Source organism: Roseibium denhamense (assembly GCF_009711415.1).
Classification (GTDB): Bacteria; Pseudomonadota; Alphaproteobacteria; order Rhizobiales; family Stappiaceae; genus Roseibium; species Roseibium denhamense.
Genome location: NZ_SMLZ01000079.1, coordinates 1 through 26,903, shown reverse-complemented (window position 1 = coordinate 26,903; position 26,903 = coordinate 1). Strand labels below are relative to the sequence as shown.

General features: G+C 59.6%; 22 protein-coding genes. 14 read left to right on the top strand and 8 right to left on the bottom strand.

Features of this window, described 5'->3' with window-relative positions:
• Window positions 1–443: 443 nt before the first annotated feature.
• Window positions 444–2,120, bottom strand: coding sequence for an electron transfer flavoprotein-ubiquinone oxidoreductase (locus E1180_RS01605; RefSeq protein ID WP_155189336.1), 1,677 nt, complete (start codon window positions 2,118–2,120; stop codon window positions 444–446).
• A gap of 324 nt (window positions 2,121–2,444) precedes the next feature.
• Between E1180_RS01605 and E1180_RS01600 the strand changes: the two genes are divergently transcribed.
• The 7 genes from E1180_RS01600 to E1180_RS01570 all read left to right on the top strand — a co-directional run bounded on the left by E1180_RS01600 (window position 2,445) and on the right by E1180_RS01570 (window position 7,457).
• On the top strand, window positions 2,445–3,356 hold the full coding sequence (locus E1180_RS01600) for a uracil-DNA glycosylase (protein WP_283404522.1): 912 nt from the start codon (window positions 2,445–2,447) through the stop codon (window positions 3,354–3,356).
• 185 nt (window positions 3,357–3,541) lie between these two features.
• Window positions 3,542–4,147: a PilZ domain-containing protein gene (locus tag E1180_RS22580; protein ID WP_196220494.1), complete on the top strand. Its 606-nt coding sequence runs from the start codon at window positions 3,542–3,544 to the stop codon at window positions 4,145–4,147.
• 182 nt (window positions 4,148–4,329) lie between these two features.
• Window positions 4,330–4,920: a PilZ domain-containing protein gene (locus E1180_RS01590; protein WP_196220493.1), complete on the top strand. Its 591-nt coding sequence runs from the start codon at window positions 4,330–4,332 to the stop codon at window positions 4,918–4,920.
• Between the two features lie 236 nt (window positions 4,921–5,156).
• Window positions 5,157–5,789, top strand: a complete 633-nt coding sequence (locus E1180_RS01585) for a hypothetical protein (protein ID WP_155189333.1) — start codon at window positions 5,157–5,159, stop codon at window positions 5,787–5,789.
• 257 nt (window positions 5,790–6,046) lie between these two features.
• Window positions 6,047–6,910: a S49 family peptidase gene (locus tag E1180_RS01580; protein WP_283404523.1), complete on the top strand. Its 864-nt coding sequence runs from the start codon at window positions 6,047–6,049 to the stop codon at window positions 6,908–6,910.
• 47 nt (window positions 6,911–6,957) lie between these two features.
• A complete protein-coding gene (locus tag E1180_RS01575) occupies window positions 6,958–7,143 on the top strand; it encodes a hypothetical protein (RefSeq protein ID WP_155189331.1) in 186 nt (61 codons plus the stop codon).
• Window positions 7,144–7,223: 80 nt separating this feature from the next.
• On the top strand, window positions 7,224–7,457 hold the full coding sequence (locus E1180_RS01570; RefSeq protein ID WP_208996813.1) for a hypothetical protein: 234 nt from the start codon (window positions 7,224–7,226) through the stop codon (window positions 7,455–7,457).
• A gap of 82 nt (window positions 7,458–7,539) precedes the next feature.
• Here the strand turns inward: E1180_RS01570 and E1180_RS01565 are convergent, their stop codons facing one another.
• The 3 genes from E1180_RS01565 to E1180_RS01555 all read right to left on the bottom strand — a co-directional run bounded on the left by E1180_RS01565 (window position 7,540) and on the right by E1180_RS01555 (window position 12,281).
• Entirely contained in the window at window positions 7,540–9,918 is a 2,379-nt protein-coding gene (locus E1180_RS01565) for a YbcC family protein (protein ID WP_155189330.1), read from the bottom strand.
• 16 nt (window positions 9,919–9,934) lie between these two features.
• Entirely contained in the window at window positions 9,935–11,494 is a 1,560-nt protein-coding gene (locus E1180_RS01560; protein ID WP_155189329.1) for a proton-conducting transporter transmembrane domain-containing protein, read from the bottom strand.
• A gap of 214 nt (window positions 11,495–11,708) precedes the next feature.
• Window positions 11,709–12,281, bottom strand: a complete 573-nt coding sequence (locus tag E1180_RS01555) for a hypothetical protein (protein WP_196220492.1) — start codon at window positions 12,279–12,281, stop codon at window positions 11,709–11,711.
• A 604-nt stretch (window positions 12,282–12,885) separates the two neighbouring features.
• Between E1180_RS01555 and E1180_RS01550 the strand changes: the two genes are divergently transcribed.
• From E1180_RS01550 to E1180_RS01540, 3 genes are all read left to right on the top strand, one after another.
• Window positions 12,886–14,319, top strand: coding sequence for a glyceraldehyde-3-phosphate dehydrogenase (locus E1180_RS01550; RefSeq protein ID WP_155189328.1), 1,434 nt, complete (start codon window positions 12,886–12,888; stop codon window positions 14,317–14,319).
• Between the two features lie 906 nt (window positions 14,320–15,225).
• Complete coding sequence (locus tag E1180_RS01545) at window positions 15,226–16,740, top strand: amidohydrolase (protein WP_208996811.1); 1,515 nt, start codon at window positions 15,226–15,228, stop codon at window positions 16,738–16,740.
• 283 nt (window positions 16,741–17,023) lie between these two features.
• Window positions 17,024–18,244 (top strand): 6-phosphofructokinase, encoded by a 1,221-nt coding sequence (locus tag E1180_RS01540; protein ID WP_155189327.1) that lies wholly within the window; start codon window positions 17,024–17,026, stop codon window positions 18,242–18,244.
• Between the two features lie 59 nt (window positions 18,245–18,303).
• On the opposite strand, the gene E1180_RS01535 is transcribed toward E1180_RS01540, so the two are convergent.
• From E1180_RS01535 to E1180_RS01525, 3 genes are all read right to left on the bottom strand, one after another.
• Complete coding sequence (locus tag E1180_RS01535) at window positions 18,304–19,530, bottom strand: patatin-like phospholipase family protein (RefSeq protein ID WP_155189326.1); 1,227 nt, start codon at window positions 19,528–19,530, stop codon at window positions 18,304–18,306.
• A gap of 42 nt (window positions 19,531–19,572) precedes the next feature.
• Window positions 19,573–20,958, bottom strand: a complete 1,386-nt coding sequence (locus E1180_RS01530) for a glycosyltransferase (protein ID WP_155189325.1) — start codon at window positions 20,956–20,958, stop codon at window positions 19,573–19,575.
• 166 nt (window positions 20,959–21,124) lie between these two features.
• On the bottom strand, window positions 21,125–21,583 hold the full coding sequence (locus tag E1180_RS01525) for an Lrp/AsnC family transcriptional regulator (RefSeq protein WP_155189324.1): 459 nt from the start codon (window positions 21,581–21,583) through the stop codon (window positions 21,125–21,127).
• A 113-nt stretch (window positions 21,584–21,696) separates the two neighbouring features.
• Here E1180_RS01525 and E1180_RS01520 point away from each other — a divergent pair, with 113 nt between their 5' ends.
• Together E1180_RS01520 and E1180_RS01515 are read left to right on the top strand one after the other, a co-directional pair.
• The gene (locus E1180_RS01520) at window positions 21,697–22,902 is read left to right on the top strand and encodes a methionine gamma-lyase (RefSeq protein ID WP_155189323.1); all 1,206 of its coding nucleotides are present in this window, start codon (window positions 21,697–21,699) and stop codon (window positions 22,900–22,902) included.
• A gap of 144 nt (window positions 22,903–23,046) precedes the next feature.
• Window positions 23,047–24,012 (top strand): glycine--tRNA ligase subunit alpha, encoded by a 966-nt coding sequence (locus E1180_RS01515; RefSeq protein ID WP_155189322.1) that lies wholly within the window; start codon window positions 23,047–23,049, stop codon window positions 24,010–24,012.
• Window positions 24,013–24,020: 8 nt separating this feature from the next.
• On the opposite strand, the gene E1180_RS01510 is transcribed toward E1180_RS01515, so the two are convergent.
• Window positions 24,021–24,407 (bottom strand): hypothetical protein, encoded by a 387-nt coding sequence (locus E1180_RS01510; RefSeq protein ID WP_155189321.1) that lies wholly within the window; start codon window positions 24,405–24,407, stop codon window positions 24,021–24,023.
• 143 nt (window positions 24,408–24,550) lie between these two features.
• Here E1180_RS01510 and E1180_RS01505 point away from each other — a divergent pair, with 143 nt between their 5' ends.
• Both E1180_RS01505 and E1180_RS01500 read left to right on the top strand, forming a co-directional pair.
• A complete protein-coding gene (locus tag E1180_RS01505; protein ID WP_155189320.1) occupies window positions 24,551–25,108 on the top strand; it encodes a LemA family protein in 558 nt (185 codons plus the stop codon).
• An 11-nt stretch (window positions 25,109–25,119) separates the two neighbouring features.
• Window positions 25,120–26,903: DUF2207 domain-containing protein (locus E1180_RS01500; RefSeq protein WP_155189319.1), on the top strand; the 1,784-nt coding region annotated here is incomplete at its 3' end.

The following is a 26,903-nucleotide window of genomic DNA, read 5'->3' as shown; positions in this document are numbered from 1 at the left end:
GGCACAAAGTCATTGACCATATCGTAAGGCATGAGTACTTCCACACCAACGCGCCGCCGCCAAGGCAGTGCATCCGGATGAATGAAATCAGCTTGGAGACTGCCTGTCGCTGGGACAGCACAGGCCCTGGCTGAAAAGTCCTGACACATCATCGAATTGCGGCGTAACGGCCGCTGAACCGCTTGTGGCGCGGACGGGCTGCAGGTCCGCGATAAATGCGTGTTAATCGCAGAAACGGGCCTGAGCCATGATAACCGCAGCAGACCGGCACCCCCACAAACCGCCGGTCTGATACGACCCATCGGCCACAAGACTGCGGCACCGGGACTTTGTCCCGGTGCCGTTTGTTTTTCACCCAGTTGAAAGCTCCAAGTATAAAAAAAGCTCCAGTCCCAATCAGGTCCTGGAGCTTTTGATGATGTGTTAATGCGGGCTGTGCCCGGTCACATATTCGGGTAGTTAGGCCCGCCTGCGCCTTCTGGAACCGTCCAGGTGATATTGCCGTTCGGATCCTTGATATCGCATGTCTTGCAGTGGACGCAGTTTTGCGAGTTGATCTGGAATTTCGGTGCGTCTTCGCCTTCTTCCACCCACTCGTAAACGCCCGCCGGGCAATAGCGGTTCGACGGGCCTGCGAAAACGTCGTGTTCGGACATTTTCTGCAAGGTTTCATCGGCAACCTTGAGGTGGATTGGCTGATCTTCCTCATGGTTGGTGTTCGACAGGAAAACCGATGACAGCTTGTCGAAGGATATGACGCCATCCGGCTTCGGATAGTCGATCTTCTTGCAATCCTTGGCCGGTTTCAGCGTTTCAGAATCCCGCTTGCCGTGCTTCATGGTGCCGAAGAACGAAAAACCGAACAATTCGTTGGTCCACATGTCGAGGCCGCCGAGCGCAACGCCCAGAACGGTTCCGAACTTTGACCACAGCGGCTTGGCGTTGCGGACCTTCCAGAGATCCTTGCCAATCGGGCTTTCGCGCCAGGCAGTGTTGTAGCCCGTCAGGTCCGTATGGGCTTCGCCGCGGCCGATAGCTGCCATGACTTCTTCGGCAGCGAGCATGCCGGACAGCATGGCATTATGCGATCCCTTGATGCGCGGCACGTTGACGAAGCCGGCGGAGCAGCCCATCAGCAAGCCGCCCGGGAAGGACAGTTTCGGAACAGACTGGTATCCGCCCTCCGTGATTGCGCGGGCGCCATAGGAGATCCGCTTGCCGCCCTCGAAGGTTTCGCGGATGGTTGGATGGGTCTTGAAGCGCTGGAATTCGTCAAATGGCGATAGCCAGGGGTTTTCGTAGTTGAGGTGCACCACGAAACCGACGGCGACCTGATTGTCCTCCAGGTGGTAGAGGAACGAACCGCCCCCGGTCTTGCCATCGAGCGGCCAGCCGAAGGAGTGCTGAACCAGGCCCTGCTGATGCTTTGCCGGATCGATCTGCCAGAGTTCCTTGATCCCGATGCCGAATTTCGGCACATCACATCCCTGGTCGAGACCGAATTTGGCAATGAGTTCCTTGGCGAGCGATCCGCGCGCACCCTCGCCGATCAAGGTGTACTTGCCGCGCAGCTCCATGCCGCGGGTAAACATGGCATTGGGTTTGCCGTCACGGCCGATCCCCATGTCACCGGTCGCGACCCCGGCCACATTGCCATTGTCGTCATAAAGAAGTTCGGCTGCGGCAAAGCCGGGGTAGATCTCAATTCCGAGACCTTCTGCCTTTTCAGCCAGCCACCGGCAGACATTGCCAAGGGAGACAATGTAATTGCCATGATTGTTCATGAGCTTGGGCATGAACATGTTCGGAAGGCGCATGGAGCCCGCCGGGCCCAGCACCAGGAAATGGTCGTCGGTGACGGCGGTCTTGATCGGTGTGTCTTCTTCCCGCCATTCCGGCAGGAGCTGATCCAGGGCGATCGGGTCGATCACGGCGCCGGACAGAATATGAGCTCCGACCTCTGATCCCTTTTCCAGGACCACGATGCTGATGTCTTCGCCTTTTTCGTCGGCGATCTGCTTGAGCCGGATGGCCGCGGCAAGACCGGCAGGGCCTGCGCCGACAATGACGACGTCAACATCCATACTTTCGCGTTCGCCAAGCGCGTCTTGTTCGCTCATAAGTCTCTCCCTCTGCCCGTCGGGCCGTCACCGATACCGCGTCTTAGCCGTGATTTGCAGTGCAAAACACGACATTTTTTATATGGGATTGCGAAATCGGCGATTACTTCGTCCATTTCCGCCCAGATAGAGCAAAGCGGGGCCGGAGCGTCAAGATGCAAAATTACGTTTACGTAAGCGTAATATTGACGCGGGTGCCGGTTGCGCCCAGCCAAGCAGCTGTGTATTCCGGCAAGAACGCCCCAGAGCACCAAGCTTCCGCTTGTGCCGTCATCCGAAGCAGATAGACTTCGGCAGTGCTGCAACCCTATTGATGGACGTTCCGTGAGCCAACCGACCGCCGGCAACAGACAGATCGAAGCGCTGCTGGAATTCTACCAGGCGGCCGGTGTCGATTGTTTTGTGGGCGAAACCGCCGTCGACTGGTTCCAGCTGAGCGAGCAACAGGCGCAGCAGCGCGCGCGTCCTGCGCCTTCAAACCCCGTTCCTGTATCGGCGGCACCCGTTGCGCAGAATTTTGTGGCCGCGCCTCAAACCGGGCAAGCACCTGGCCAATCCCGGCCGCAACCGGCCCCGGCCCCGTCCGGCACACCAGCCCCAGCGCCGGCCGGCGCACCGGCCGTGGTCCCGGACCGTGAGATCATTGCCGCCGCCCGTCAAAAGGCGACCTCCGCGGCAAGCCTTGATGAGTTGAGAGCGTGCCTTGAGGCTTTCGACGGCTGCAATTTGAAACTGACGGCCAAGAGCCTTGTTTTTGCCGACGGCAATCCGTCGGCGCGGCTTATGCTGATCGGCGAAGCGCCGGGCCGGGATGAGGATATACAAGGCAAGCCGTTTGTCGGCCGGTCCGGACAGTTGCTGGACCGGATGCTGGCCGCGATCGGACTGGACCGGTCATCGGTTTACATTGCCAATGCAGTGCCGTGGCGTCCGCCGGGGAACCGGACACCGACGCCCCAGGAGACCGAAATCTGCAAGCCGTTCATCACCCGGCAGATCGAACTGGTCGACCCGGATGTTGTGGTTTTTTTGGGGGCAGCTTCGGCGAAAACGCTCTTGGGCGTTCAGGACGGGATCCGGAAAATGCGCGGGCATTGGATGACCTATCCTCTGGTCAACCGGTCGGCGGCGGCCGTTGCGACGTATCACCCGGCCTACCTGCTCCGCAGCCCGCTTGAAAAGAGGCTGGCCTGGCGGGATTTTCTGAGCATTCGCGAACGGCTTGGCGCCTCCTGACGGTGAGGGGTGCCTCGGCAGGGAAGCGCGCGCCGAGCCTTCGCACCTGCAGTTCTTACGAGAGCTGATCCGATTGAAACGTTTCCATTATCGGTAATTTAGCGTGGCCGTTAACCTCGGTTTAGGAGCCGGTGTTTACTTTCCGCCGAGGCAAGCAGGAGTAAACGGTTCGGATGTCAACCGGAGTGGCACGATTTGAAGATTTGATACCCGCAACGGTGGTCGATCTTCGGAGTATGGGCAGTATTGATGGGTTCGCGCATTCTATTACATCCGAAGGATGCTGGGTTGTGTCGGATGACATCGACCAGCTGAATGAAGTCGTCGGTCTTCAACTGGAGGGCTTCGACGGCCTGTTCCGGGGCAAGGTGATTGCCATCGGCGATGAAGCGGTTCAGATCCTCTTTACGGAAAAGAAAGCCGTTGCCCATGATGAGCGGCGCAGTGAGGTTCGCCGCCCTGTCTGGCTGACCGCCGTCGTCACCAGCATGGGAGCGCCTGAGGAAATCGAATGCCAGGTCGTTGATGCAAGCCGGTCCGGATGCCGTCTGGAAGATGATCGCGTCAGTGAGTTGCCGGACGACATTTTCATCTCCATTCCAGGGGCCAAGAAATGCGTCAGTGCAACGATTGTCTGGCGCAACGGCCGTCAGGCAGGGGTGCGGCTGAACTGGCAAACCGCCCCGAAACCGCCCGCAAAACCCAAGAAGCCGGTCAAAAAAGTCCAGCAGGACAATGAGGCTGCGGATCAGAAGCAGAAGAAAAAACGCGTAAGCGCCTTCGGCGGATAATCGACAAAGAGACACGTTTGAGATCGCGGTTTCCGGCGCAACCCGCCCGCGAAAGGCCGCTGCATGTGGTTTTTTAACGCTGTTCAGCCACCGGGTATACAAATGTTAACCGGAGATCTGAACTATAGGCGATGAGAGAAATCGGACTATGGGAGGTTCCGGTGCAGCCTGGCGCGGCAGCCATGTCAGACAACGCGAAAGTGTCCGTGCTTGTCGTGGACCTTGCCGATATGTCATGCTTTGAGGCTCATGCACATTCTTTCACAAAAGAAGGCTGCTGGATCGTCTCCGACCGGATTGACAGTCTGAAACAGGAGATCGGCCTGCGTTTGCAAGGGTTTGACAGACTGCTCCCGGCAACGGTGGTTGCCTATGGTGACAATGAAGTTAAGGTCACCTTCACTGCAAAACGGTCGGAACAGGGCGAGAAACGGCGTGAGATCCGCCGCCCGGTCTGGATTTCGGCCATGGTCAGCAGTCCTGAAAATCCCTACGTTTACAAACTGCAGATCATCGACGCCAGCCGCTCCGGATGCAGGCTGGAAGGGGAAAAAGTCGAATGGTTGCCGGAGAAGATCGAAATTTCGATCCCCGGCTTGGATTTGCCGATCAACGGCCGGGTCGTCTGGCGAGGCGGCAAGAATGCCGGCGTAAGGCTGGACTGGCCGTTCGAGCCGGACACAAAACCGATAGATTTCACGCTCGATCCGGAGCCGGAGCCCGCCGATGAGCGGCCAAAGCCCAAGCGCCGGATCAGCGCCTTCGGTTCCTGATTCACGATATAAGCCTTTATCCTTGGGTTGCAGAGGCCGTCGCTGTGCCTTGAATGCACGGTTTCCAGTCGCTGTCTGGAAAATACTGATAAATATATCAATTTATTGATCTGAAACACGTCAACTATATCGTCAAAATTACGTAGCCCGTGTGGCGGAATGCCTTCACTGCAATCTCAAATTGAACTAGCTTCCATCTCTCTGACCGTCATGAGTTGCAAGTTTTGGAGGTTTCCGTGTCTGATCCGGTGGATCCATCCACGCCCATACAAAAATGGCCGGTGCTGGTGTTGGATTTCGAGACACTGGACTGTGAGGATACGATTGCCCGTGATGTCAGCCGCCACGGATGCCGCGTGCGGGCCAGAAACATGCGCGCTCTTGGCAAGCCGGTCGGCGTTCGCCTGATCGGGATCGACACGATCATCCGCGGGCGGATTTGCGAGCTTCTGTCCCAGGAAGTTATTGTTGCCTTCGAGGAAGCCGATCAGGCCAAGCTGTCGTCAAAGCCGCGGACCCATCGCAAGGTCTCCATCAAGGCGCAAATCCTGGCCGGGCCTGAAACCGGCGCAATCGATTGCCGGATTGTTGCCGCCAGTCATTCCGGGTGCCAGCTGCAAGGGGAGGGGCTGGACGGCCTTCCCGATACCATCACGCTCAAGATCAGCGGTCTTGCGGTTCCCGTCGCCGGGCGCGTTTTATGGCGCGCCGAAAAGGCCGCCGGGGTTCAAATGATGTGGCAGTTTCCCGCCGGCGATGTCTTCATGGTGGACCGCATCACGCCGCCTTCTCTTCTGGAAAAGATGAAGACTGCCGGGCCTGACCGGCCGCCCGGCACCAACCCGTTTGCTGTCAGACGGCCGCGCTAATGCATCTTTTCCTGATCTGAGTGGCCGCTCGGCGAACCAATCTGACCGGGAGAGGCTATGGCGGGGGGAACGAACGGTTTAGAGACAGAAAGCGTTCTGCAAGTTGGTATTCGCGGCCAAACGCAGGCCTTTCCGAAATGAACTACACCGACAGATCTGCTCAAGGAGCTAATCCGGGACGGTTCGCCGCAACGGATTTGCAAAGCCTCCGGCCATCCCTATATCGGAAGTAAGAAAAACGATGGGGTTTTGATTTGGTGGTTTCCGTCTTGCGCCGGCTCGTGCCGGGTTTTTTGAAAAATGATGGTCCTATCATCCCGGTGGTACGCCTGCAGGGCGCCATCGGTATGAACAGCCCGATGCGGCAGGGCCTTTCGCTCGCCAACACGGCGCTACCGCTTGAAAAAGCATTTTCCTTCAAGAAAGCACCGGCTGTTGCCTTGATCGTCAATTCGCCCGGCGGCTCGCCGGTGCAGTCGCGTCTTATTTTTCAGCGGATCCGGGATCTGGCCAAGGAAAATGAGAAAGACGTCCTTGTATTTGTCGAGGATGTTGCAGCCAGCGGCGGCTACATGATCGCGCTTGCGGGCGATGAAATCTTCGTGGACCCATCTTCTATCGTCGGATCGATAGGTGTCGTTGCGGCCGGGTTCGGCTTTACCGAGGCGATCAAGAAGCTCGGCGTTGAACGTAGGGTCTATACCGCCGGGGAAAAGAAGGTGACGCTGGACCCGTTCCAGCCGGAAGTTCCCGAAGACATCGAATATTTGAAAAGCCTGCAGCAGGAGATCCATGAGATCTTCATCGAGATGGTCAAGTCCCGCCGCGGCGATGTGCTGGTGGATGATCCGGACCTGTTTACGGGGAAATTCTGGACGGGCCGCTCGGCGGTGGATCTCGGTCTGGTCGACAGTCAGGGCGATCTGCGCACGGTCTTGAAAAAACGGTATGGCGATAAGGCCGAACCGAAACTCATTTCCGCCCCAAGGGGGCTTTTGGGCCGCCGTGCCGGGGTCGGTGTGGGTATGGGCCTCGGCGGCCGGTCTCTGACCGAGGGGCTCGGGTCGGAGGTCATCTCAGCCTTTGAGGAACGGGCACTTTGGATGCGCTACGGCCTTTAAAAAGGCGCAAAGGCGCGGTGAGCTGCGGGTAAGATGAGGAGAATGTCATGACGGAATTGATTGGGGTCGCAGCTCTCGCCGTTGGCGGTTACTGGATCGTTCAGCGCGTCAAACGGAAAATGGCGGAAGTCGAAAACCAGATTTCCAAGGCCGCGGCGGCTGCGGACCCGCGCGGGCGCGGGGAGAAACTGGTTCTGGATCCCGTCAGCGGAAAATACCGGCCGCTGTCGTAACGCGCTCCGCTCGACACCTTTTCTGTATGCGCTAGTTGTCCGGTCAAACGAGAGTGCAACCGAACGCGTTGGGGAAAGCCGTGCTGCAGGAAAAGCGTGCCGAACTGGATGCAGAAAAACGCAAGAAACTGATTGAGCGCATCGTGCATGCGCTCGCGGATACTTACCCCGATCTTTATTACCAATCGACAAGCCAGATCGCGCTCTTGATCAAGCAGCAGGTCGACGACGGAACCGGCCTCAGCAACGAGGACCGCGCGCTGCTGCAAGGCTTGTCCCAACGGGACATTGAAGTGCTGTTAAGTCTGCATTGACGGGAAATGCAGGGGCCAGGAGGGGGGGGAATTTCCGCCTCCCGGCCCTTAACCGCGTTTTGCGACCAGACGTGGTGCCGCATCAGGCAGCAAGCGCTGAAGGGGCCTCTGCCCAGTTCAGGCCGGGCTTATACCGTGCGTCGACCTTGCCGTCTTTCAGCGTGAAGAGGTGCAGCCAGCCATTGTCGAAGAGCTCCCGGACCTGGGGATGACGCTCCAGAACATCCAGGATCGCTTCTTGCGGTGCCTCGATCATGACGGAAAGGCGCAGCGGCTGGTGCATCAGGTGCTCGCCGTCATGAACCGCCTGCCACGGCAAGCCTGGCCGCAGCCGTCCCGAGTTGCCCTCGATCACGCCAATTCCGCCGACCACATTGTGAATAAGCTTGTTGCCGCCGCCGAACACGTCCGGCATGACGGAGGACCCGTAGTACTGGAGGCTGATCCAGCTCGCCACGACAACCGGCGCGGTGATGATGAGCTCAAGCGTCCCGAAGCCGTCGTCTTTTTCCCAGTCATAGCTGTGCAGGAAGCTGCGGCCGCCAAGGTCTTTCCCTGCCGTCGCATTGCGCGGGGCCGCGATGAAGGCGGCACATCCGGCCAGGCCCCATTCGGGCCGCACCTCTGCCCAGTTGAGGGCACGATCAGGAATCGTCTGGGGTGTTGCGCCCGGCAAGGCGGGGGCGCGTTCGGCCAGCGCGATCTGCCCGGCCTGTTTCAGCCAGCCTTTCACGCGTTTCATGTCCTTGGTCCACCCTGCCGGCAAACCGTCCTCGAAGAGCGTGATGTCATCGACGGTTGTGTCATGAAGACCGGCTACGAAAACCGTATCTTCCGGGACGTCGATCGCGCGCGCGGCAAGTCCTTGCCTGGTTTCTGGATCGTTCAGCAAGGTGGCGAGGAGCCGGGCTGAAACCTCACCGGTGTATCCGCCGCAGGCTCCGCAATGATAAGCGCTTTCATGGGGATTGTTGGTCACTTGGCCGCCATGGCCGAGGAGCAGAACCACCTTCCCGAACGTGCCGGTCAGGCTCATGGCGCTCAGGACGGCAGCAGCCGTGTCGGCTTTGGTCTTGGCGTCCAGCCCGCCTGCCACATGTGGCGCGGGGGCGTGATCTGACGGCTTGGACCCAAGGCCCAAAGCATCGCGCAGCAGCTTGCCTGCATAAAGAGGGCCGGCTGCCTCGACAAACGCAAAGGACGACACCGCGGCCTGACGGAACCGTCCCCAAGCTCGGGCCGTGCGCGCGGCGATCCGCGTTTTCTGCTCGTCCTTGGGATCGCCAAGGCTTGTGGTTTCAAGCCCCGGCTTCAAAAGCACGGGCAAATGCGCCTCGACGATATCCGATCCATGCCCCTTGTGGGCCAGCGGAAGCCCGAAGAAACCGGCAAATCCGATGGTTGCGATCGCAGGATCGACGCTTTCCAGCGCCCGGCGGAACACTTCGGACCGCACGTCAATGCAAAACGCTGCTTGCAGCTCCGGGCGCGCGTCCGTTTCTGTCTCGCCGTCCAGAAGTCCGGACAGTTTCACTTGATGGTTCCGCTCCAGAGCCTCTTGAAGGATGGCCAGGGCCACATCTTCTTCCGACGGCTCGACCGGGGCAGCATGCGCGGCAACCGTCCCGGCCCACTTGTCCGCAATCCCGGGCACATGCGCCAGCAACGCCTCTTCCCAGATGAGCCGGATCGCCAGAAGATCGGTCAGGGTCTGGTCGGACTTTCCGTCCAATTCGGCCTGCCACAGGATCCAGCGCGCATGCTGTGGCCAGCCGCCCAGATCCATGTAAAGGCGGTGGAAGATGGTCTCCGCAGAAGCCTCGTTCAGCCCGAGGGCTTCCGCTGCCCTGAAAATCGCGCGCTCAGAGGTGTCGGGTGCTGCGGCAACATGGGCGCAAAACCCCCTGAGACCCGCAATCTCGGGCGTCAGGTCATGGGTGGCCCAGGCGCGCCAGGATGCAAAGGCCTGAGACCCTGGCGCGGGAGACCACAGCGCTTGTCCCCGGTCGAACTGGCCTGCAGCCCAGATGCCAAACGTCTTTTCAATGACCGAGGGCCAATCTGTGCCGGTCGCCTCCGCCGCAAGGTCCGCAACGGTCGAAAGGGCGGCCGGTTCATTGTCTTCTGCCGCAGCTGCAAATGCCTTCAGCGCGGCAATGTCCTGCGGCTTGAGCGGCGAGCCGGACGCTGCAAGAGCGGCTTCCAGATCCGCATCGGTTATGTCACCGGCTGCAATGGCCGCGGCATAGTCCGCACGGCACCGAGTTGCGCGGACACCTGCGACCCTCTTCAGCCGCGCGGACGCGCCGGCAAGGTCTTCGCCGGTTTGTCCGAGGAACGGATTGACGGCAACGGTTGCCTCCAGCGGGAATGCGGGCGGGATCCGCCGGGCGGCCTGTTCCGCGGCCTTCAGGATGGCCGTCATGAGAGCAGGGGCGATCTGCGCGTGGTTGAGGAACATATCGGTCTCCATGATCTCAGTCGGTTTTCGCTATGCGGAAGCCGCCAATGGCGCGGTCCAGCAGGGCGTTCAGGTAAAAGCCGTTGGCCAGGTGAACCCGGAGGCCTGCGGTTGACGGGTGGTGTGCCCACAGCGGGAACAGCGCCTGCGCAAAGGCAACCAGTCCGAAGGACGCGACCGCGAGCACAATCAGCGCCCATTCCAGCGGCCCGGGGACAGGGGCGGCGGGCAGCGACGCCCCCCAGATGCCATGCGCGAGCGCCTGGAAGGAGAAGTAGGCAAAGGCCGCACCAAGCGAGGCCAGTGCCGTGCGCTTGGTCAGGTCGGCCGGAGCAAGATCCGCCAGGCCTTGGGCAACCAGATAGGCAACCCCAAAGATCAGGATTGTGCCAAGGGCGAGAGCCTGTGCCGTCTTCGGTCCGATCACCACGGTAAAGAGCGTTGCAATCACCGCATAAAGGACAAGTGCGAGCGCAAAGGACCTGAGCACTGCGGCAACACTTGGCACGGCGATCGGCCCTGGACGGCGCAGCCCCGCGACCGCTTGTACCGCCCCTCCGGAGGAGAGGAACGCATGCGCCTTGTAAAGCGAGTGGGCGACGATATGCAGAAGTGCCAGCGCCCAGAGACCGAGCCCGCATTGCAAGAGCAGAAAGCCCATTTGAGACACTGTCGACCAGGCAAGGGAGGTTTTGACCGCGCTTTGGGTCAACATGACAGCCGCGCCGAAGATCGCGGTAAACCCGCCGATCATAACAAGCGCCGCCATGGCGCCTGGGCTCAGCTGCACAAAACCTGAAAGCGCGATTAGAAGAACACCGCCGGAATTGATGATCCCTGCGTGAAGGAGGGCTGAGACAGGGGTCGGTGCTTCCATGACCTCGGTCAGCCAGCCGTGCAGCGGGAACGCTGCCGTCTTCAAGACTGCGCTGACGATAATCAAGGCGATGGCGAGAGACGGGACCACGGTCAGCCCCGTTTCGGCTGCGGCCGTCATGATGCTGCTGAAGTCTCCGGTGCCGTAACTGGCAAACAGCAGCACTGCAGCCACGGCCAGCACCGCATCCGCGCTATGCCATACAAGGGCGAATTTGGTTGCCGCACGTCTGGCTTCCGGTCGCCCGTTATAAAACAGCAGAAGGCGTTTCAGACCGAGGCCGACCAGCGCCGAGGAGACGATGAGAAGGACGAAGCTGCCCGATTGCACAAAGAGCAAGACGGCCGCCAGCGTGGCGAGCATGAGCGCATGGAACCGGCCTTCCTGTGCCTCGCCATCCAGATAGGTGCGGCTGTAGCGGGTGACGACCCAGCCGATGAAAGCAACGAGAAGTCCGAGTGCCACGGTGACCGCATTCGCCTGAAGGACCAAGACGGCGGGGCCGGAAAAAATGGACAGTTTGGCCGGTCCGGCGAACCCATACTGGATCACGCCGGCAAACGCACAAAAAAGGGCTGCAAGCGCCGCATATTCGGCAATCTTCGGCACACCCTCCGGCCGCTGTCCGGGCTGGCGCCAGGCAAAAGCGGCGGCTGCCAGCAGAACAAGGGGGGGCAAAAACAAAAAGGAAAACACCATGAGACTTCTCCATTCCGGGGTCGCACGGGTTTAAGTCACCAAGAAAAGGAAGAAAAATATATATATCCGAGATTTTTGTTCTGTTTTTTAGAATGATCTCAATGCCTGAACTCTACAAGTGTTACCGGTCCTTAAGGAACAGGGATCAGGCGGGATGGGAATTGAAAGGCAAATGGGCACCCGCCAAATGATGAACCCGCTGGTACCGGACGGCTCAAAGCGCCCGGCGGCGGCGCAGCGGCTCTGAGGCCACTGCAAGCTTCTGAACCGCCTGAAAGTGGCCGAGCGCCTTGCGGATGTTTATATGCGCGGGCTTGTCTTCAAGATAATCCATGAGCCTGAGCAGGTTGATCGGCTGCTTTTGAACAAGCGCCGTGATCCGCTCAACCGCCTCTTCAAACGCATAGGTGTCGATGAAGCGGCAGGCGGTTTGTGTCGGGGTCAGCACGTAGTAGTCCTGCGGGCGCTTGGGCGTGTACCGGGTGATGTCGAAGGGGGAGGCGCCCAGCACCTGCGGCTTGGGGATGTAGCAGACGATGTCCTCATCCTTGTTCTGAAGCACTGAGCCGGACACCTGATTGAAGCCGAAGGGTTTCAGCTGTGCGGCGGCGTGGGTCCGCATGCCGGGACTCATGATATCGGCGTCCGAACGGTCATATTTCAGATCGTCAAAGACGGAAAAGATGTTCTGGTCCGCATCGGCCAGCGTCATGTAGACGCTGAGATCCCGCTCCGCGCCAGTAAGGTTTGAAAAGGGGGGCGCGCTTGCCCCACAAACTGCGTCCATAGGCGTTCTCCTGTCGCCTCTCAGTTAGATCACGTGTTTCCCTTGGCAACGGCGTGTGACATTAGGCTCAGGACCTATTAATTTGACAGAAATGGTAGGGATGGGTTTGTTCGGATACAAGGCGCAAAACTGCAGCAAACCGTCCGGTTTGCAAAGGTTTGCAACAACGTTGCCGGGCAAACACGCCCTATCCCAAAGGGACGCAAAAACGGCGTCGATCTGCTGCGTCAAACCGCTCAACCGGGCAGGAAGCCCGCTTGTCACGCTTTTCCTTGCAGCTCATTGCCGTTTGCTGCGCCATTTCGATCAAATTAATAGGTCCTGAGCCTAGGCACCCGGTGGAGCTCATTCGGTCAGCAAGAGGCGCAGTCTCTGCTTCTGGAAAAGGTGTGAGCGAGTATCCGCATGGCGTTGCCGGGGTTTTGTTTCCGGCCGTGAGTTGTCTTTCCAGGGCGCAAAGTCCTGCCTTGAAAAAACTCGTCGTTTTCTAATCGATTAATATGAAACAGCGTCTGGACATTGCGTTTCCACTGGCGATAAACCGCACGCGCAGACCGGAAAACCTGCCGGTTATTTCGCTGAAAACGTAGAGGAGTTGGCCCGCATGGTGGCAATCGATAATCACTTCGATAACTGGAAGGAACAACAATCCGCCGCCGAGCAGATGATCCCGCTGGTCGGCCATCTCTACCGCGACTACGGCATCAACATCCGGGTTTTCGGCCGCCGGCTCCTCAACACCTCCGCGATCGAAATCATCAAGGCCCACCGCTACGCCAAGCAGGTCACCGGCCAGGAGCTGGACGTTGCCAGGAGCCTTGAGATCGTTCAGGCCATGCTGGAGATGGATCTTGCCGCCGCCCGCGTCGACCTCGGCAAGCTGTGCCACCGTTTCATGGCCGAAGGCGGCGATGCCAAAACCTTTGTCGAACAGCAGCTTGCCAGCATCAACACCGGTAAGACCTCTATCCTGCAGGAGCCGCAGGACGTTGTGCTTTATGGCTTCGGCCGCATTGGCCGCCTGCTCGCCCGCATGCTGATCGAACGCGTTGGGGCCGGCAACAAGATGCGCCTGCGCGCCATCGTCGTGCGCGGCGGCAAGGAGGGCGACCTTAAAAAACGTTCCAGCCTGCTGCGCCGCGATTCCGTTCATGGCGCCTTCAGCGGATCGATCACGGTGGACGAAGAGCAGAACGCCATCATCGCCAACGGCAACTATATCCAGGTGATCTATGCCAATTCTCCGGCGGAGGTCGACTACACCAAATACGGCATCAAGAATGCGCTGGTCGTCGACAACACCGGCATGTGGCGCGACGAAGAAGGCCTCGGCCAGCACCTGAAGTGCCCGGGCGCAGCAAAAGTGATCCTGACCGCGCCGGGCAAGGGCAACATCAAGAACGTCGTCTACGGCGTCAACCAGGGCGACATCACCCCGGACGACGACATCCTGAGCGCTGCCTCCTGCACCACCAACGCGATCACGCCGGTTCTGAAGGTCATCAACGACGAGTTCGGCATCGAGAACGGCCACGTGGAAACCATCCACGCCTTCACCAACGACCAGAACCTGATCGACAACTACCACAAGGGTGACCGCCGCGGCCGCGCCGCCCCGCTCAACATGGTTCTGACCAGCACGGGCGCTGCCAGTGCAGTTGCCAAGTGCCTGCCGGAAATGAAGGGCAAACTGACCGGCAACGCCGTCCGCGTGCCGATCCCCAACGTTTCCATGGCGATCCTCAACCTCAATCTCAAGCGCGAGACATCAGCTGAGGAAATGAACGACTACCTGCGCCAGGTGTCGATCCAGTCGCCGCTGCAGGACCAGATCGACTACACGGCCTCCACCGAGCTGGTCTCCTCAGACCTCGTCGGCTCCGTCCACGCCGGTGTCGTCGACAGCCAGGCCACCATCGTCGATGGCGACCGTCTGGTCCTTTATGTCTGGTACGACAATGAGGCCGGCTACAGCACCCAGGTCATCCGCCTGATGCAGGACGTCGCCGGCATGAAATACCCCTCCGTCCCGGAGTGAGGTTTTCGGGACTTGAGCCAAGTGCTATTTGAGAGGTTTGTGAAAGGGGCGGTTTTCCGCCCCTTTTTTGTTTGTTCTGCCCCTGACCTTGCAACAGCCCCTTGGCCTATCGAAGGTCATCCCGGCCAAGCGCAGCGCGAGCCGGGATCGGGGAGCCAAAAGACTCTCCTGTCCAACAAGAGACCAACGGATATCCCCGGGCCCACCGATCCCGGATCTCCGCCTGCGCTCCGTCCGGGATGACGATCTTTGAAGGGTTCGCAAGGCTTCTCCCCTCGCTCCGTCATCCCCGCCTTGTGCGGGAATCCATTCCGTTTCCCCGCCCCAAGCAGGGCTGATCGAATGGAACGCTCACGGCATGGATCCCGCATCAAGTGCGGGATGACAGCGGAGGATGTGGTGGGGACGATGCCTCTCCCGGCCGCTCTGGGAACGAGAGGACAACCGACCATATCTGGCGCGAGGAATGTTGATTGGGGAAAGGCTGAAGCTTCCCTCCAGCCGTCATCCCCGCCTTGTGCGGGGATCCATTCCGTTTCCTCACCCCACGCACGGCTGTTCGAATGGACCGTGCACGGTATGGATCCCGCATCACGTGCGGGATGACAGCGGAGGGTTTGGCGGGCAGTCGAAGGGTTGTTTGCGCCTTCTTTTTTGATCGCGTGGCGGAAGGCAAACTCGGCGCAACGCCGTTTCGTTTCAGATCGACCTGTGCGGCGGAAGGTCCGTGAGGGGAACTGCAGGTTTCGGCCCTAAGCGGACATTCGATCACGCAGCGGCGAATGTCTAAGAAGAGCCCAAATTAGACGTTCGATTCGGGCTTAGTGTGTGTCGCGCGCTTGTGGTTGACTGTGTCGCCGTGGCTCCCTCAAATGGAAGACTAGAAGGACGTTGTTGGAGGCTCAGGTGGATCAGCAAGATAGAGAAGAGAAGGCAGGCGCCACCCGGCGCGACGTTATGGTTGGCGCCGCGGTACTCGGTGTCGCATCGGCACTGCCGAGCGTGGCGCAAGCCGCACTTTCAGCAAGAGATGCCGTTGAGGGCCTGCGAGACCCCATCCTCCGCATATCACGCGAGGTCTGGCAGGCGGCTGAAGTCTCGCTCGATGAGCTGGACTCGATGAACATCCATATCCACGAATTGCGGGCTGCCGGGTTCACAATAGAAGGGCCAGGTGTTTCGGGCGTACCGACCGCCTTCATTGCCGAGTGGTCGCAGGGCGAAGGTGGACCAAAAGTTGGCTACCTGCCTGAATACGATGCCCTGCCGGGCCTCGGCAACGCCACCGAACCCAGCCAGACGCCGACGGCAAACGGAAACACCAACGGTCACGGCTGCGGTCACAACATGCTCGGAGCCGGGTGCACCGGGGCTGGCATGGCGCTGAAGGCGATGATGGAGGCCAACGGTACACCGGGCACTGTGCGCATCTATGGCTGTGCCGCTGAAGAGACGCAGGGCGCCAAAGCCTGGTTCGCCCGCGACGGTCGTTTCAATGATCTCGATGCCGCAATTGCCTGGCACCCGGCCACCGCGGCGGCCGCCGGAAACATGCACTTGACTGCGGTGCGCATGGCCAAGCTTCAGTTCAGGGGGCAGACCGCGCACGCCGGCATTGAGCCTTGGGAGGGTCGGAGTGCACTTGACGCTGCGGAGCTTGCAACCCATGCGATCAACATGATGCGAGAGCATGTGCGACCGACGGCGCGGCTCCACTACATCTATGAGGATGGCGGCATGGCCCCCAACGTCGTCCCGGACACCGCGCGGGTGTGGGTGGTAGTACGCGAGGCCGATAACGCTTCTGTTCAGGCATTGGCGGAATGGGTGCTTGAGGCCGCCGAGGGGGCTGCTCAAGCGACGCAAACGGAATCAGAGTCCTTCATCTTCACTGGGTTTGCAGAAGTCTTCCCAAACGAACCTCTGGCCCGGCGATATCTGAAGTACATGAACGAAGAGGGTCTCGACTGGACGGAGGAAGAGCAGGAGTTTGCACGCGCCTGTCAGCGCGCGGGAGGCGTTGCGGAAACGGGCCTCGCCACCGAGGTCATGCCGTTCATCAACGAGGCGCGCATCGGCGGCTCAAGCGATGTCGGCGACGTGTGCTACAACGCCCCCACGGCGCTCTTCGTTTGGCCCACATATGCGCAAGGATTTGCACTGCACACTTGGCCGGTCACGGCTGCGGGTGGGATGTCGATCGGGGACAAAGCCTCGATCTCGACCGCAAAGATCATGGCGGCCACTGGCTTTGATGTAATGACCGATGCGGACTTTCGCGCCGAGATCCGGACCGAATTCGACAGGCGCATGGAAGGCAAGGAATACGTTAACGCAATCCCACCCGAAATGACCGAGCCAATCGACATTCCGGATCGTATTCGCAAGACCGGACAAGACGAAGTCGATCAAGCAATCTGACGTCTGGTGCAGCTTCTCGCTTGTCGTAGGGAAAGCTTGGTTGCAGGTCCGCTTCGTCCGCTGTGCCGCCATTCGTTCCCTCTGCAGCGAAGGCCCGGAATCCGCCCAAATCGTTCCTTCGCTTTCCCCTCAACGAACGGCCGCTTTACGAACTCAACTGAGAACACTCCACCGTACTGTTTGCAGCGCAAATCAGTCCTCCTCCTCACCTCCCCAACAAATCCCTTGTCCGGTCCCTACCAAAAATGCCAAGTAGGCCCTGAAAAACTAAGAGGACATCTCGATGTTTCACGGCAAGGTGCTGGTTGCGCAGGGGGGCGGGCCGACCGCGGTGATCAATCAATCCATGGTCGGGGCAGTGCTGGAAAGCCGCAAGTTCCGCAGCGTGGAGCTGATCTATGGCGCGGTTCACGGCGTGCGCGGCATCCTGGACGAGGATTTTTACGATCTCACCCAGGAGACCACCCACAATCTGGAGATGGTCGCCAACACTCCGTCCTCCGCGCTCGGCTCGACCCGCGACAAGCCGGACCTGAAATACTGCCAGGAGATCTTCAAGGTCCTGCGCGCCCATGAGATCGGCTATTTCTTTTATACCGGCGGCAACGATTCCTCCGACACCGTGCGCATCGTCAACGATGAGGCCCGCAAGGCCGGCTACGATCTGCGCTGCATCCACATTCCCAAAACCATCGACAACGACCTGGTCGAGAACGATCACACACCGGGCTTTCCCTCCGCCGCGCGCTACGTGTCCCAGGCGTTCATGGGCATCAATCTCGACAACGCCGCCCTGCCGGGCATCTATATCGGGGTGGTCATGGGCCGCCATGCGGGTTTTTTGACCGCCGCCTCGGCCTTGGGCAAGAAGTTCTCCGACGACGGGCCGCATCTCATCTATATGCCCGAGCGCACCTTCGACATCGATCAGTTCATTCAGGACGTGCGCGAAGTCTACAACCGCCTCGGCCGCTGCGTCGTTGCAGTCAGCGAAGGCATTCATGATGCGTCCGGCGAGCCGATCATCTCCAAGCTGTCCCAGGAGGTCGAACGGGACGCGCACGGCAATGTGCAACTGTCGGGAAGCGGGGCGCTCGCCGATCTTTTGACGCAGAAGGTCAAGGATGCGCTCAACGTCACGCGGGTCCGGGGCGACACGCTCGGCTATATCCAGCGCAGCTTTGTCGGCTGTGTCTCCGATGTCGACCAGCATGAAGCCCGCGAAGTCGGCGAAAAGGCGGTGCAATACGGCATGTTCGGCGACCGTGACGGCTCGGTGACGATCAAGCGCACCGGGCACTATTCGGTCGACTATGAGCTGGTGCCGCTGGAGCTGGTGGCCGGAAAAACCCGCACCATGCCCGATGCGTTCATCTCCGCCTCCGGCAATGATGTGACCGACGCCTTCCGCATGTATCTGCGCCCGCTTCTGGGCTCCGGCATGCCCGACGCCCATCGCCTGCGCCCCAACAAGGTGCCGAAGATCCTGGCCGCCGGGTCTTAAAGGACGGCTGAGCGCTGGCCTCACTGAGTCCCTCATGAGGGGAGTGATATGCGGCGGGTCTAACAGGCTTGCGAAAGCGGGCCGCAGGGAATGTCCCGGCCAATCACGTCCGCGGTCAGGGGGACCCAGACCTTCCCCAGGGCGCCGTTTTCTGTCAGGGCAGCGTTTGCTGAGGCATAGGCCGTATCAAATGCTGTTGCGAGCCCTTGTGGTGTCATGGCCTCTATCGCATGGATGCCCGGCGTGTCCGCGGGGATCGCCGCGACGTTCACAGACCAGCCGAAAAGCATCTTGTCGAGCAGCAGGCGTTCCAGAAAGATGTCGGTCTGGGTGCGTAGCGTCAGGTACAGCAACCGGTGAATGATCGCGTCGAGCCGGGGGGTGATGGCCTGGGTGACCGGCGGCGAGTTGAGCTTGATGTTGACGAGAAAATGGATCTGGATCGGCCGTTCCCGTCCCAGCTTGATGAAGTGATCGGAGATATAGAACGGGCGCATGATTGCCCCGTCGATATGAAGTGTCTGATCACCGCGCGCCTCAACGACTTGCGAGGGAAAGACCCCGGGCACGCCGATGCTGGCCAGCAAGGCCTGGTGGACACGGGCGACATTGCCGGGCCCAGGGCGTGCCGCGATTGCGCCGATATCCCACAACACCGGAGAGCCCGCCGTCAGATCCACCGAAACCACATAAAGCCGTTTCCCCGCAGCATGGCGCCTTGCAATCCGCGCCACCGTGTCTTGGTCAATCGTCTTGCGGATAATGGCTTCGATATCATTCGAGATCTGCGCGCCCCGGCCGAACAGGATGCCAAAAAGATCCAGGACTTTTGGCCGCTTGGCGTCTTCTTCTATCGTCTCTGCGATTTCCGTAATGAGCGGTCTCAAGTGGTCAGAACCGGCCTTATCGGCAAAGGCCATTGTTGCCAGCAACGCGCCCACCGACACGCCCGTGTAGATATCAAAGTCCGGCCAGTCGGCACTGGCTGTGGAGGCGGCAAGCAGGCCCGCGCCATAGGCGCCGCCCGCGCCGCCTTCGGAAATCGCGAGCAGGCGGAAGGGTTCATCCGCCGGTTTGCCGGGCGCGAATTTTGCAAAGTCTTCCGGGTAGGTGGGGGCGCTCCCGCCGATTGGATAAGCACCCGCCGGATAATCCACTGGAAGCACCGGGTCCGGCATTGGCCTTGGCATCAGCAACACGAAGGCGGCCAAAGCGCCCGCCGCTATGATGCCGACCAAAGCGAAGGCATAGAGCGAGAGACGGAAGAGAAACTTGACCGGTTGCATCACGCTACCACGCAATGATGTGGCTTGATGGTGGCCAGCGGGTCAATGGCGAGGGTCAAAACGGGGCTCCGCATCTTCTCTTTCATCGATCTGGTGGGGGGTGCTGCCTACCAGAATGCCGCTAGGCCGACCAGGTTGCTCCCTTTTTCTTCCGGGCATGAGTGCCTTGGCAATGCAACTGAGAACCGTCGCCGTGATTTCGATATTGAAGGCTAGTCTTTGAGACACGGTAAACTGTGCAGCACTCTTCTTGGGGCGCTGTAGGGCAGAAGCGCAGACTCCTTCATAGAGACTGATCGTTTGGCGCACCATGGTGTCACTCGAAAAGGCCGCTGCTGTTTTCCGGGCAGCGTCCCCCATGGCCGAGCGGCATTCACCTGACATCGCCTGATACGTCTGGAGTTCCCGGCCGAAAGCTTCCGGAGAGGCCGACGGGGCCAGCAGCGTGCCGTTTTCCCCGCTCCGCACTGTCTCTCGCGTGCCCGCAGCCTCCAGGGCAACAACCGGCACGCCCGCAGCCATGGCTTCAACCAGAACAAGGCCCTGGGTTTCGGATCGGGAGGCAAAGGCAAAGACGTCCATCGACGCATATGCAGTGGCCAGATCCTGGCCCAATAGAAACCCGGTAAAGCAGACACGGTCCGCTAGGCCTGCAAGCCTAAATGCGTCTTCCATGGCGGGCCGCATAGGGCCATCGCCGACGATCAGCGCCCTTGCGTCCTGCCGTTCAGTCAGGAAACGGCAGAGCCCTTCAATGAGGTAGCCGATGTTCTTTTCCGCAGCGAGCCGTCCCACATGTCCGGCAACGAACGCGTCCTTTGAAATATGCCACCGGCGGCGCCCGCGATCACCGCATCCCTGGCGGTACTGCTCCAAATCTATGCCGGTGGGCACGACTGTGATCGGAACCTTGACCCCGGCCTCGCGCAGATGCGTTCTGGCACTTGCGCTTGGCGCGATCACTTCTTGGCACAAGTTACAATAGCCCCGGGCAAGGCTCACGATCACGCGCCTCAGACCAGGGGCGCCAAGCGAGACATATTGCCCGTAAAAGTCATAGCGCGTGTGGAAGGTGAAGACTGTGGGCACGCCCCGTTTTGCGGCAAACCTCAGCGCCTCGACGCCAAGAAGAAAAGGCTGATGGGCGTGGATAATGTCGGGCTGGAACTCATCAATCGCCTCGGCTACGGACCGCGGTATCCGCACGGGCACGGAAAACCCGCTGCCGACAGTGCGCTTCAGCGCGGGGACCCTGATGACAGCCGGGTCGTTCGGGCATGATGAAGGTGTTTTTCCCTCGTAAGTCTCAGGCGCAATGATCAGCACCTGATGCCCTTCCTGGATGAGACCCCGTGCCAAGGTGCTAACACTTCGTGCCACACCGCCGATATGAGGCAAATAGGTGTTGGTCATCATCAAGATATTCATACGCGAACCTTATGCCGTAACCGGCGCGCTATTGCCAATTTGAATTGACCCTGGGTGTCCTTGGCATAGGACCGGATCACACCGGAATTGCAGATGGACGCGGCAACATCCAAGTGGGCCCCTTTTTGCGGAGGCCGCACTTGGGAGTGCCAACCTGCATTGCCCTTCAATCCACCCGCGGAAAAACGCCCGTTTTCTTCACAAAGCCATAGACGAAACTGGACTCAATCGAGGCGATGCAGCCGATGGGGTGGATGCGGTGGCGGATGAAATCCTCATAAGCATCAAGCCCGGAGACGACGACCCGCAGCTGATAGTCGGTCGCGCCTGTCATGACGACACATTCCAATACCTCGTCCATCGCCAGGACCCGGCTCTCAAAGTGCTTCACGTCTTCCGCGTTGTGCCGTTCCAGGCGGATGCGCACGAAGACGGTCACCGGCAGGCCATAGGCTGTCGGATCGGCCTCGGCCGTGTAGCCCCTGATGGCACCGCTCGCCTCCAGCATCTTCAAGCGCCTCAAGCAGGGGGAGGGAGACAGGTTGACCTTGGCAGCCAGTTCCTGGTTGGTCATGCGGCCATTTTGTTGCAGTGCACGGATGATTTGGCGGTCTTTTGCGTCCATTTGGGCGATCTCTTAGCAGATAATGCCAATAACATATGATTTGATGGCATGTTTTGAAATCAATTGCCACTGGGTGAAGCGCATCATGCCCCCAACAAAACGAGGGGACATTCATGACCGATCATCTCAGGGGCTTTGCAACCCGTGCCATCCACCATGCTTATGATCCGCTCAAGAACGAAGGCGCGCTGACCCCGCCGCTGCACTTGACCTCGACCTTTGCGTTTGAGACCGCCGAAGCAGGCGGCGAGATGTTTGCCGGTGAACGGGCCGGGCATATTTATTCGCGCATTTCCAACCCGACGCTGGACCTGTTGGAACAGCGGATCGCACTTCTGGAAGGCGCCGAAGCCGGGCTAGCGCTTGCCTCCGGCATGGGCGCGATCACCGCGGCGCTGTGGACGCTCTTGTCTCCTGGCGACGAGATCATTGTCGACAAGACGCTCTATGGCTGCACCTTCGCCTACATGCATCATGGCCTGTCGAGATTCGGCATCACGGTCACTCATGTGGACTTGACCGAACCGGACAACCTCATCCCGGCGATCAGCAGCAAGACGCGCGTCGTCTATTTCGAAACCCCGGCCAATCCGAACATGCGTCTTGTCGATATTGCGGCCGTTTCCAGGATCGCCCATGAGGCCGGGGCAACGGTGGTTGTCGACAACACCTATGCCACCCCCTATCTCAGCCGCCCGATTGAGCTTGGGGCGGATCTGGTGCTGCATTCGGCCACCAAATACCTTGGCGGGCATGGCGATGTCGTTGCCGGCCTGATCGCCGGGCGGGCCGAGCAGGTTCAGGAAATTCGTCTTGTCGGCATGAAGGACATGACCGGTGCTGTCATGGCCCCGTTCAATGCCATGCTGATCCTGCGCGGCCTGAAAACACTCTCCCTGCGCATGGACCGCCACTGCGCGTCAGCCCAGCCGGTCGCCGAATGGCTGGAAGCGCACCCGGCCGTTGGCGAGGTCTACTTCCCGGGGCTGGAAAGCTTCGCCCAGCATGATCTTGCCAAGCAGCAGATGGCCAAACCCGGCGCCATGATCGCGTTTGAACTGAACGGCGGGCTGGAAGCAGGCCGCACCATGATGAACCGCCTGCAGATGATTGGCCGCGCCGTGTCCCTTGGCGATGCGGAAACGCTGATCCAGCACCCGGCAACCATGACGCATTCGACGTACACTCCGGAAGAACGGGCTGCCCATGGCATCACCGACGGGCTGATCCGTCTGTCCGTGGGCCTGGAAGATGTTGAAGACATCCTGGCGGATCTTGATCAGGCGCTCTCTGGTCTTTCGGCCTCCTTGGCCGCCTGAGCCGCCGGGTGGGCTCCGGTCGCGGGCCCGCATGTCTCCCACACCCTTGACCTTGCCCGCCCTCCGTGGCACCTGTCGCGGCAACGGGCAGGGCGCGGCTTTGCCAGAGACTTTTGACACCCGGTTTCACGGACGAAATTATCCATGTCGAGCGACGTTCCGGCGCATATGCGCCCTGAAAATTCCTTCCAGGGCCTGATCCTGACCTTGCAGCGCTATTGGGCGGATCAGGGCTGCGTGGTACTGCAGCCGTATGACATGGAAGTTGGTGCCGGCACGTTTCATCCGGCGACGACCCTGCGCTCGCTCGGGCCACGCCCGTGGAAGGCCGCTTATGTTCAGCCGTCCCGCCGCCCCGCGGACGGGCGGTATGGGGAAAACCCCAACCGGCTGCAGCACTACTACCAGTTTCAGGTCATCTTGAAGCCGTCCCCGGCGGATCTGCAGGACCTTTATCTGAACTCGCTCTACGCGATTGGCCTTGATCCGAAGGTCCACGACGTGCGCTTTGTCGAGGACAACTGGGAAAGCCCGACGCTCGGCGCCTGGGGCCTTGGCTGGGAGTGCTGGTGTGACGGCATGGAAGTGTCGCAGTTCACCTATTTCCAGCAGGTGGCCGGCTTTGAATGTTCGCCCGTATCCGGTGAGCTGACCTACGGCCTCGAACGCCTCGCCATGTATATCCAGAACGTCGATAATGTTTACGACCTGAACTACAACGGCATGGAAGGTGAGGACAAAATCACCTATGGCGATGTCTTCCTTCAGGCGGAGCAGGAATACTCCCGGCACAATTTCGAACACGCCAACACCGACGTTCTGTTCCGGCACTTCAAGGACGCGGAAGAAGAGTGTCTGGCCCTGCTTGCCGCAGGCGCTAAGGCCAGGGACGCAGCAGGGGCGTCCGTTCATCAGATCGTGCTGCCGGCCTACGATCAGTGCATCAAGGCCTCGCATGCGTTTAACCTGCTCGACGCCCGTGGAGTCATCTCCGTGACCGAGCGCCAGAGCTACATCTTGCGCGTACGTGAACTGGCCAAGGCCTGCGGTGCGGCCTTCCTGGAAACGGAAGCGGGCGGTGTCGGCTACCACAATCAGGCAGCGGAATAAGCGAAAGCCTAACCGCCCACCAGGATATGCTGCCCGGCATGCTGAATGGTGATGTCCATCAGCACCTTGTGACCATCAAGAACCTGATAGTTTTGCCCTTGAAAGGTGTGAAGCGGAACGGTGTTGCCGGCTGCAATATGTACTGCCGACTTTGCGGATCCTGCCCGCGGCACATAAACGACTTCAAACGTCGAGCGGGTCAGGTTGGTGACCTCAACGCTTATGTTGTCCCTAACCGTCAGGTTTGTGTCGTCTTGCGCACCGGCATTGTCAGTTGCTTGCAATACGCTCACCGCTAAAAGACTTGTGGCGAGCACGAGGTTTTTCATCCTGTAACACAGCATGTCATCCACATCTCCTGCTTTGGCGGTCTGCCAAAATGTGTTCGTCAGCACAGTAATGCGGATCTTTTGCGTGAAGCTGACCCTTGCAAGGTGACAGCAGGCCCGCTCAAGGCTAGCCTCCGGTCGAAGTGATATTGCCGCGCGCCGCCACCCGGGATCGATGGGATCCGGCACGGCGCATTCGGAGGTTTTGAATGATTACCTGGTTTATTCTCGCAGCGGTGATCGCACTCAGCGTGCTGGTCATCCTTCTTTACAACAACCTGGTGAAGAAGCGGCAGATGGTCGAGGAAGGCTGGAGCGGCATCGATGTACAGCTCAAACGCCGCAACAATCTCATCCCGAACCTCGTTGAAACGGTGAAGGGCTACGCGTCGCACGAGCAGGAAACGCTCGATGCTGTCACCAAGCTGAGGACCGATGCGGGCCGGTTGCCGAAAGACGACGTTGCCGGACGGGCACAGGCAGAGGAAGCCCTGGGCCTTGCCCTTGGGCGCCTGTTTGCGGTTGCCGAGGCCTATCCGGACTTGAAAGCCAGCCAGAACTTTTCCGATCTTCATGCGTCGCTCGATGAAATCGAAAACGCGATCCAGATGGCCCGCCGGTATTACAACGGTGCCGTGCGCGGGCTGAATGTTGCCGTTGAGAGCTTTCCCTCGAATTTGATCGCCACACAGTTCAAATTTGAAAAAGCGGAATATTTCGAAATTGAAGATGCAGCCGAGCGGGCCGTTCCTAAGGTTGAATTCTGAGGGAGACCGGTATGAGCGTGCCCACTTTTAAAAGATTTCTTTTTACAGTTTTCGCTTTCCTGATTTTTGCGGCGTCCGCAAAGGCCGATGAACGGATCCTGCGGTTCCTGGCGGATCTGGAGGTTCAAGCCGACGGCCAGCTGATTGTCACTGAAACCATCACGGTCATGGCCGAGGGACAGGAAATTAGGCGCGGCATTTTCCGCGACATTCCTTTGCGCCAGCGTGATGCCAATGGCTGGCAGTACGAAGTCGGTTTTGAACTGCTGGATGTGCGTCAGGACGGGGAGCGCGCGTCCTATTTCACCAAACCGAACACAGCCGGCATACGGATCTATATCGGCCGGGAAGACGTTTTCCTTGATCCGGGCGAATACACCTACACGATCCGCTATGCCATGGACCGTCAGATCCGGTTTTTCTCCGACTATGACGAGATCTACTGGAATGTCACCGGCAATGAGTGGATCTTTCCGATTGACGAAGCGGTCGCGCGGATTTCCTTGCCGCAGGGGGCTGTGCCGTCGCAATACGCCGCTTACACAGGCGTATTTGGTGCCGATGGCGCTGATTATGAGGCTGAGGTCGATCCGGGTACCAATGACGTAGTGGTCCGGACAAGCCGGTCTCTCGAACCTTATGAAGGCCTGACGGTCGCAGTCGGGTTTCCCAAGGGTTTTGCAATTGAACCGAGTGCCAGTGAAAAGCTGAGCATGTGGCTTCAAGATCAGCGCATCTTCGCCATTGGCGCTAGTGGCATCAGTATCCTCCTCCTTTATTATCTCATCAGCTGGTGGCTGGTGGGCCGCGATCCGGCGAAAGGCGTCATCTATCCCCGGTTCAAGGCGCCGGAAGGCATTTCGCCGGCCTTGGCCAACTACATTACCAACCGCGGGATTGAAGGCGGCCGATGGACAGCCCTTTCGGCAGCTGTTCTCAGTCTTGCGGTCAAGGGGCGTCTGGACCTGGACAAGGACGGCAAGGCGATGGTTCTGAGCGTGACCGATAAGGTGCAAGATGACGCAAACAGTGCCTTGCCAAAAGGAGAGGCTGTGCTTGAGAGTTTCCTCAAGGACAGAGGATCACCGCTTGAGATCAGTTCGAAGAACGGCGAGACGATCAGCACCATAGGCGAGAAGTTCGTCGGTGCGATCAACCGCGAATATACCGGGGTGTATTTCCGCAGAAACGGCTGGTATCTGCTACCCGGTCTTTTTGCCTCTATTCTGGTCGGAGCGAGCCTGTTCTACTTCGGCAACCTGAGCGATGAGCAGTTTGCGCAGGCCTTCCTGTTCGGTTTCTTCACAATATTCACAATCGCGATCTCGGTTGGGCTGACCATGCTGGTGCAGTCACTCGTGAAGTCTGTCACCGGTCTCCAGATAATGGCGGTTGGGTTCTGGCTCATCTTTGCCGGGATTGCCGGAACCGGGATATATCTGGTGTCCTTGCTGGTCGCCTTCATGACTGGGAATCCGCAGGAAATCCCGCTCCTCCCCCTCTTTCTGTTCATACTCGTCGGCATGTTCATCGGCTATGCCAATGTCATCGATATTCCGACGCAAAAGGGCCGGGAGGTGATGGACGCCATCGACGGCCTAAAGCTCTATCTCTCGGTTGCGGAGAAGGACCGGCTCAACATGGCGGATGCTCCTGACATGAGCGTGGTCCATTTTGAGAAGCTGCTGCCCTATGCGGTGTCCCTCGGTGTTGAAAAGCCATGGGCGGAGTCTTTTCAGACTTGGCTTACGGCAGCAACAGCACATGCCGGAAACCAGGACTATCGCCCGCGCTG

Excerpts from the sequence above, each read along its gene's own strand:
- E1180_RS01535 (WP_155189326.1), bottom strand. The coding sequence starts at position 19,530 with ATGCAACCGGTCAAGTTTCTCTTCCGTCTCTCGCTCTATGCCTTCGCT.
- E1180_RS01560 (WP_155189329.1), bottom strand. The coding sequence starts at position 11,494 with ATGGTGTTTTCCTTTTTGTTTTTGCCCCCCCTTGTTCTGCTGGCAGCC.
- E1180_RS01515 (WP_155189322.1), top strand. The coding sequence starts at position 23,047 with ATGTCGAGCGACGTTCCGGCGCATATGCGCCCTGAAAATTCCTTCCAG.
- E1180_RS01565 (WP_155189330.1), bottom strand. The coding sequence starts at position 9,918 with ATGTTCCTCAACCACGCGCAGATCGCCCCTGCTCTCATGACGGCCATC.
- E1180_RS01605 (WP_155189336.1), bottom strand. The coding sequence starts at position 2,120 with ATGAGCGAACAAGACGCGCTTGGCGAACGCGAAAGTATGGATGTTGAC.
- E1180_RS01505 (WP_155189320.1), top strand. The coding sequence starts at position 24,551 with ATGATTACCTGGTTTATTCTCGCAGCGGTGATCGCACTCAGCGTGCTG.
- E1180_RS01530 (WP_155189325.1), bottom strand. The coding sequence starts at position 20,958 with ATGAATATCTTGATGATGACCAACACCTATTTGCCTCATATCGGCGGT.
- E1180_RS01550 (WP_155189328.1), top strand. The coding sequence starts at position 12,886 with ATGGTGGCAATCGATAATCACTTCGATAACTGGAAGGAACAACAATCC.
- E1180_RS01590 (WP_196220493.1), top strand. The coding sequence starts at position 4,330 with ATGTCAGACAACGCGAAAGTGTCCGTGCTTGTCGTGGACCTTGCCGAT.
- E1180_RS01520 (WP_155189323.1), top strand. The coding sequence starts at position 21,697 with ATGACCGATCATCTCAGGGGCTTTGCAACCCGTGCCATCCACCATGCT.
- E1180_RS01555 (WP_196220492.1), bottom strand. The coding sequence starts at position 12,281 with ATGGACGCAGTTTGTGGGGCAAGCGCGCCCCCCTTTTCAAACCTTACT.
- E1180_RS01540 (WP_155189327.1), top strand. The coding sequence starts at position 17,024 with ATGTTTCACGGCAAGGTGCTGGTTGCGCAGGGGGGCGGGCCGACCGCG.
- E1180_RS01575 (WP_155189331.1), top strand. The coding sequence starts at position 6,958 with ATGACGGAATTGATTGGGGTCGCAGCTCTCGCCGTTGGCGGTTACTGG.
- E1180_RS01525 (WP_155189324.1), bottom strand. The coding sequence starts at position 21,583 with ATGGACGCAAAAGACCGCCAAATCATCCGTGCACTGCAACAAAATGGC.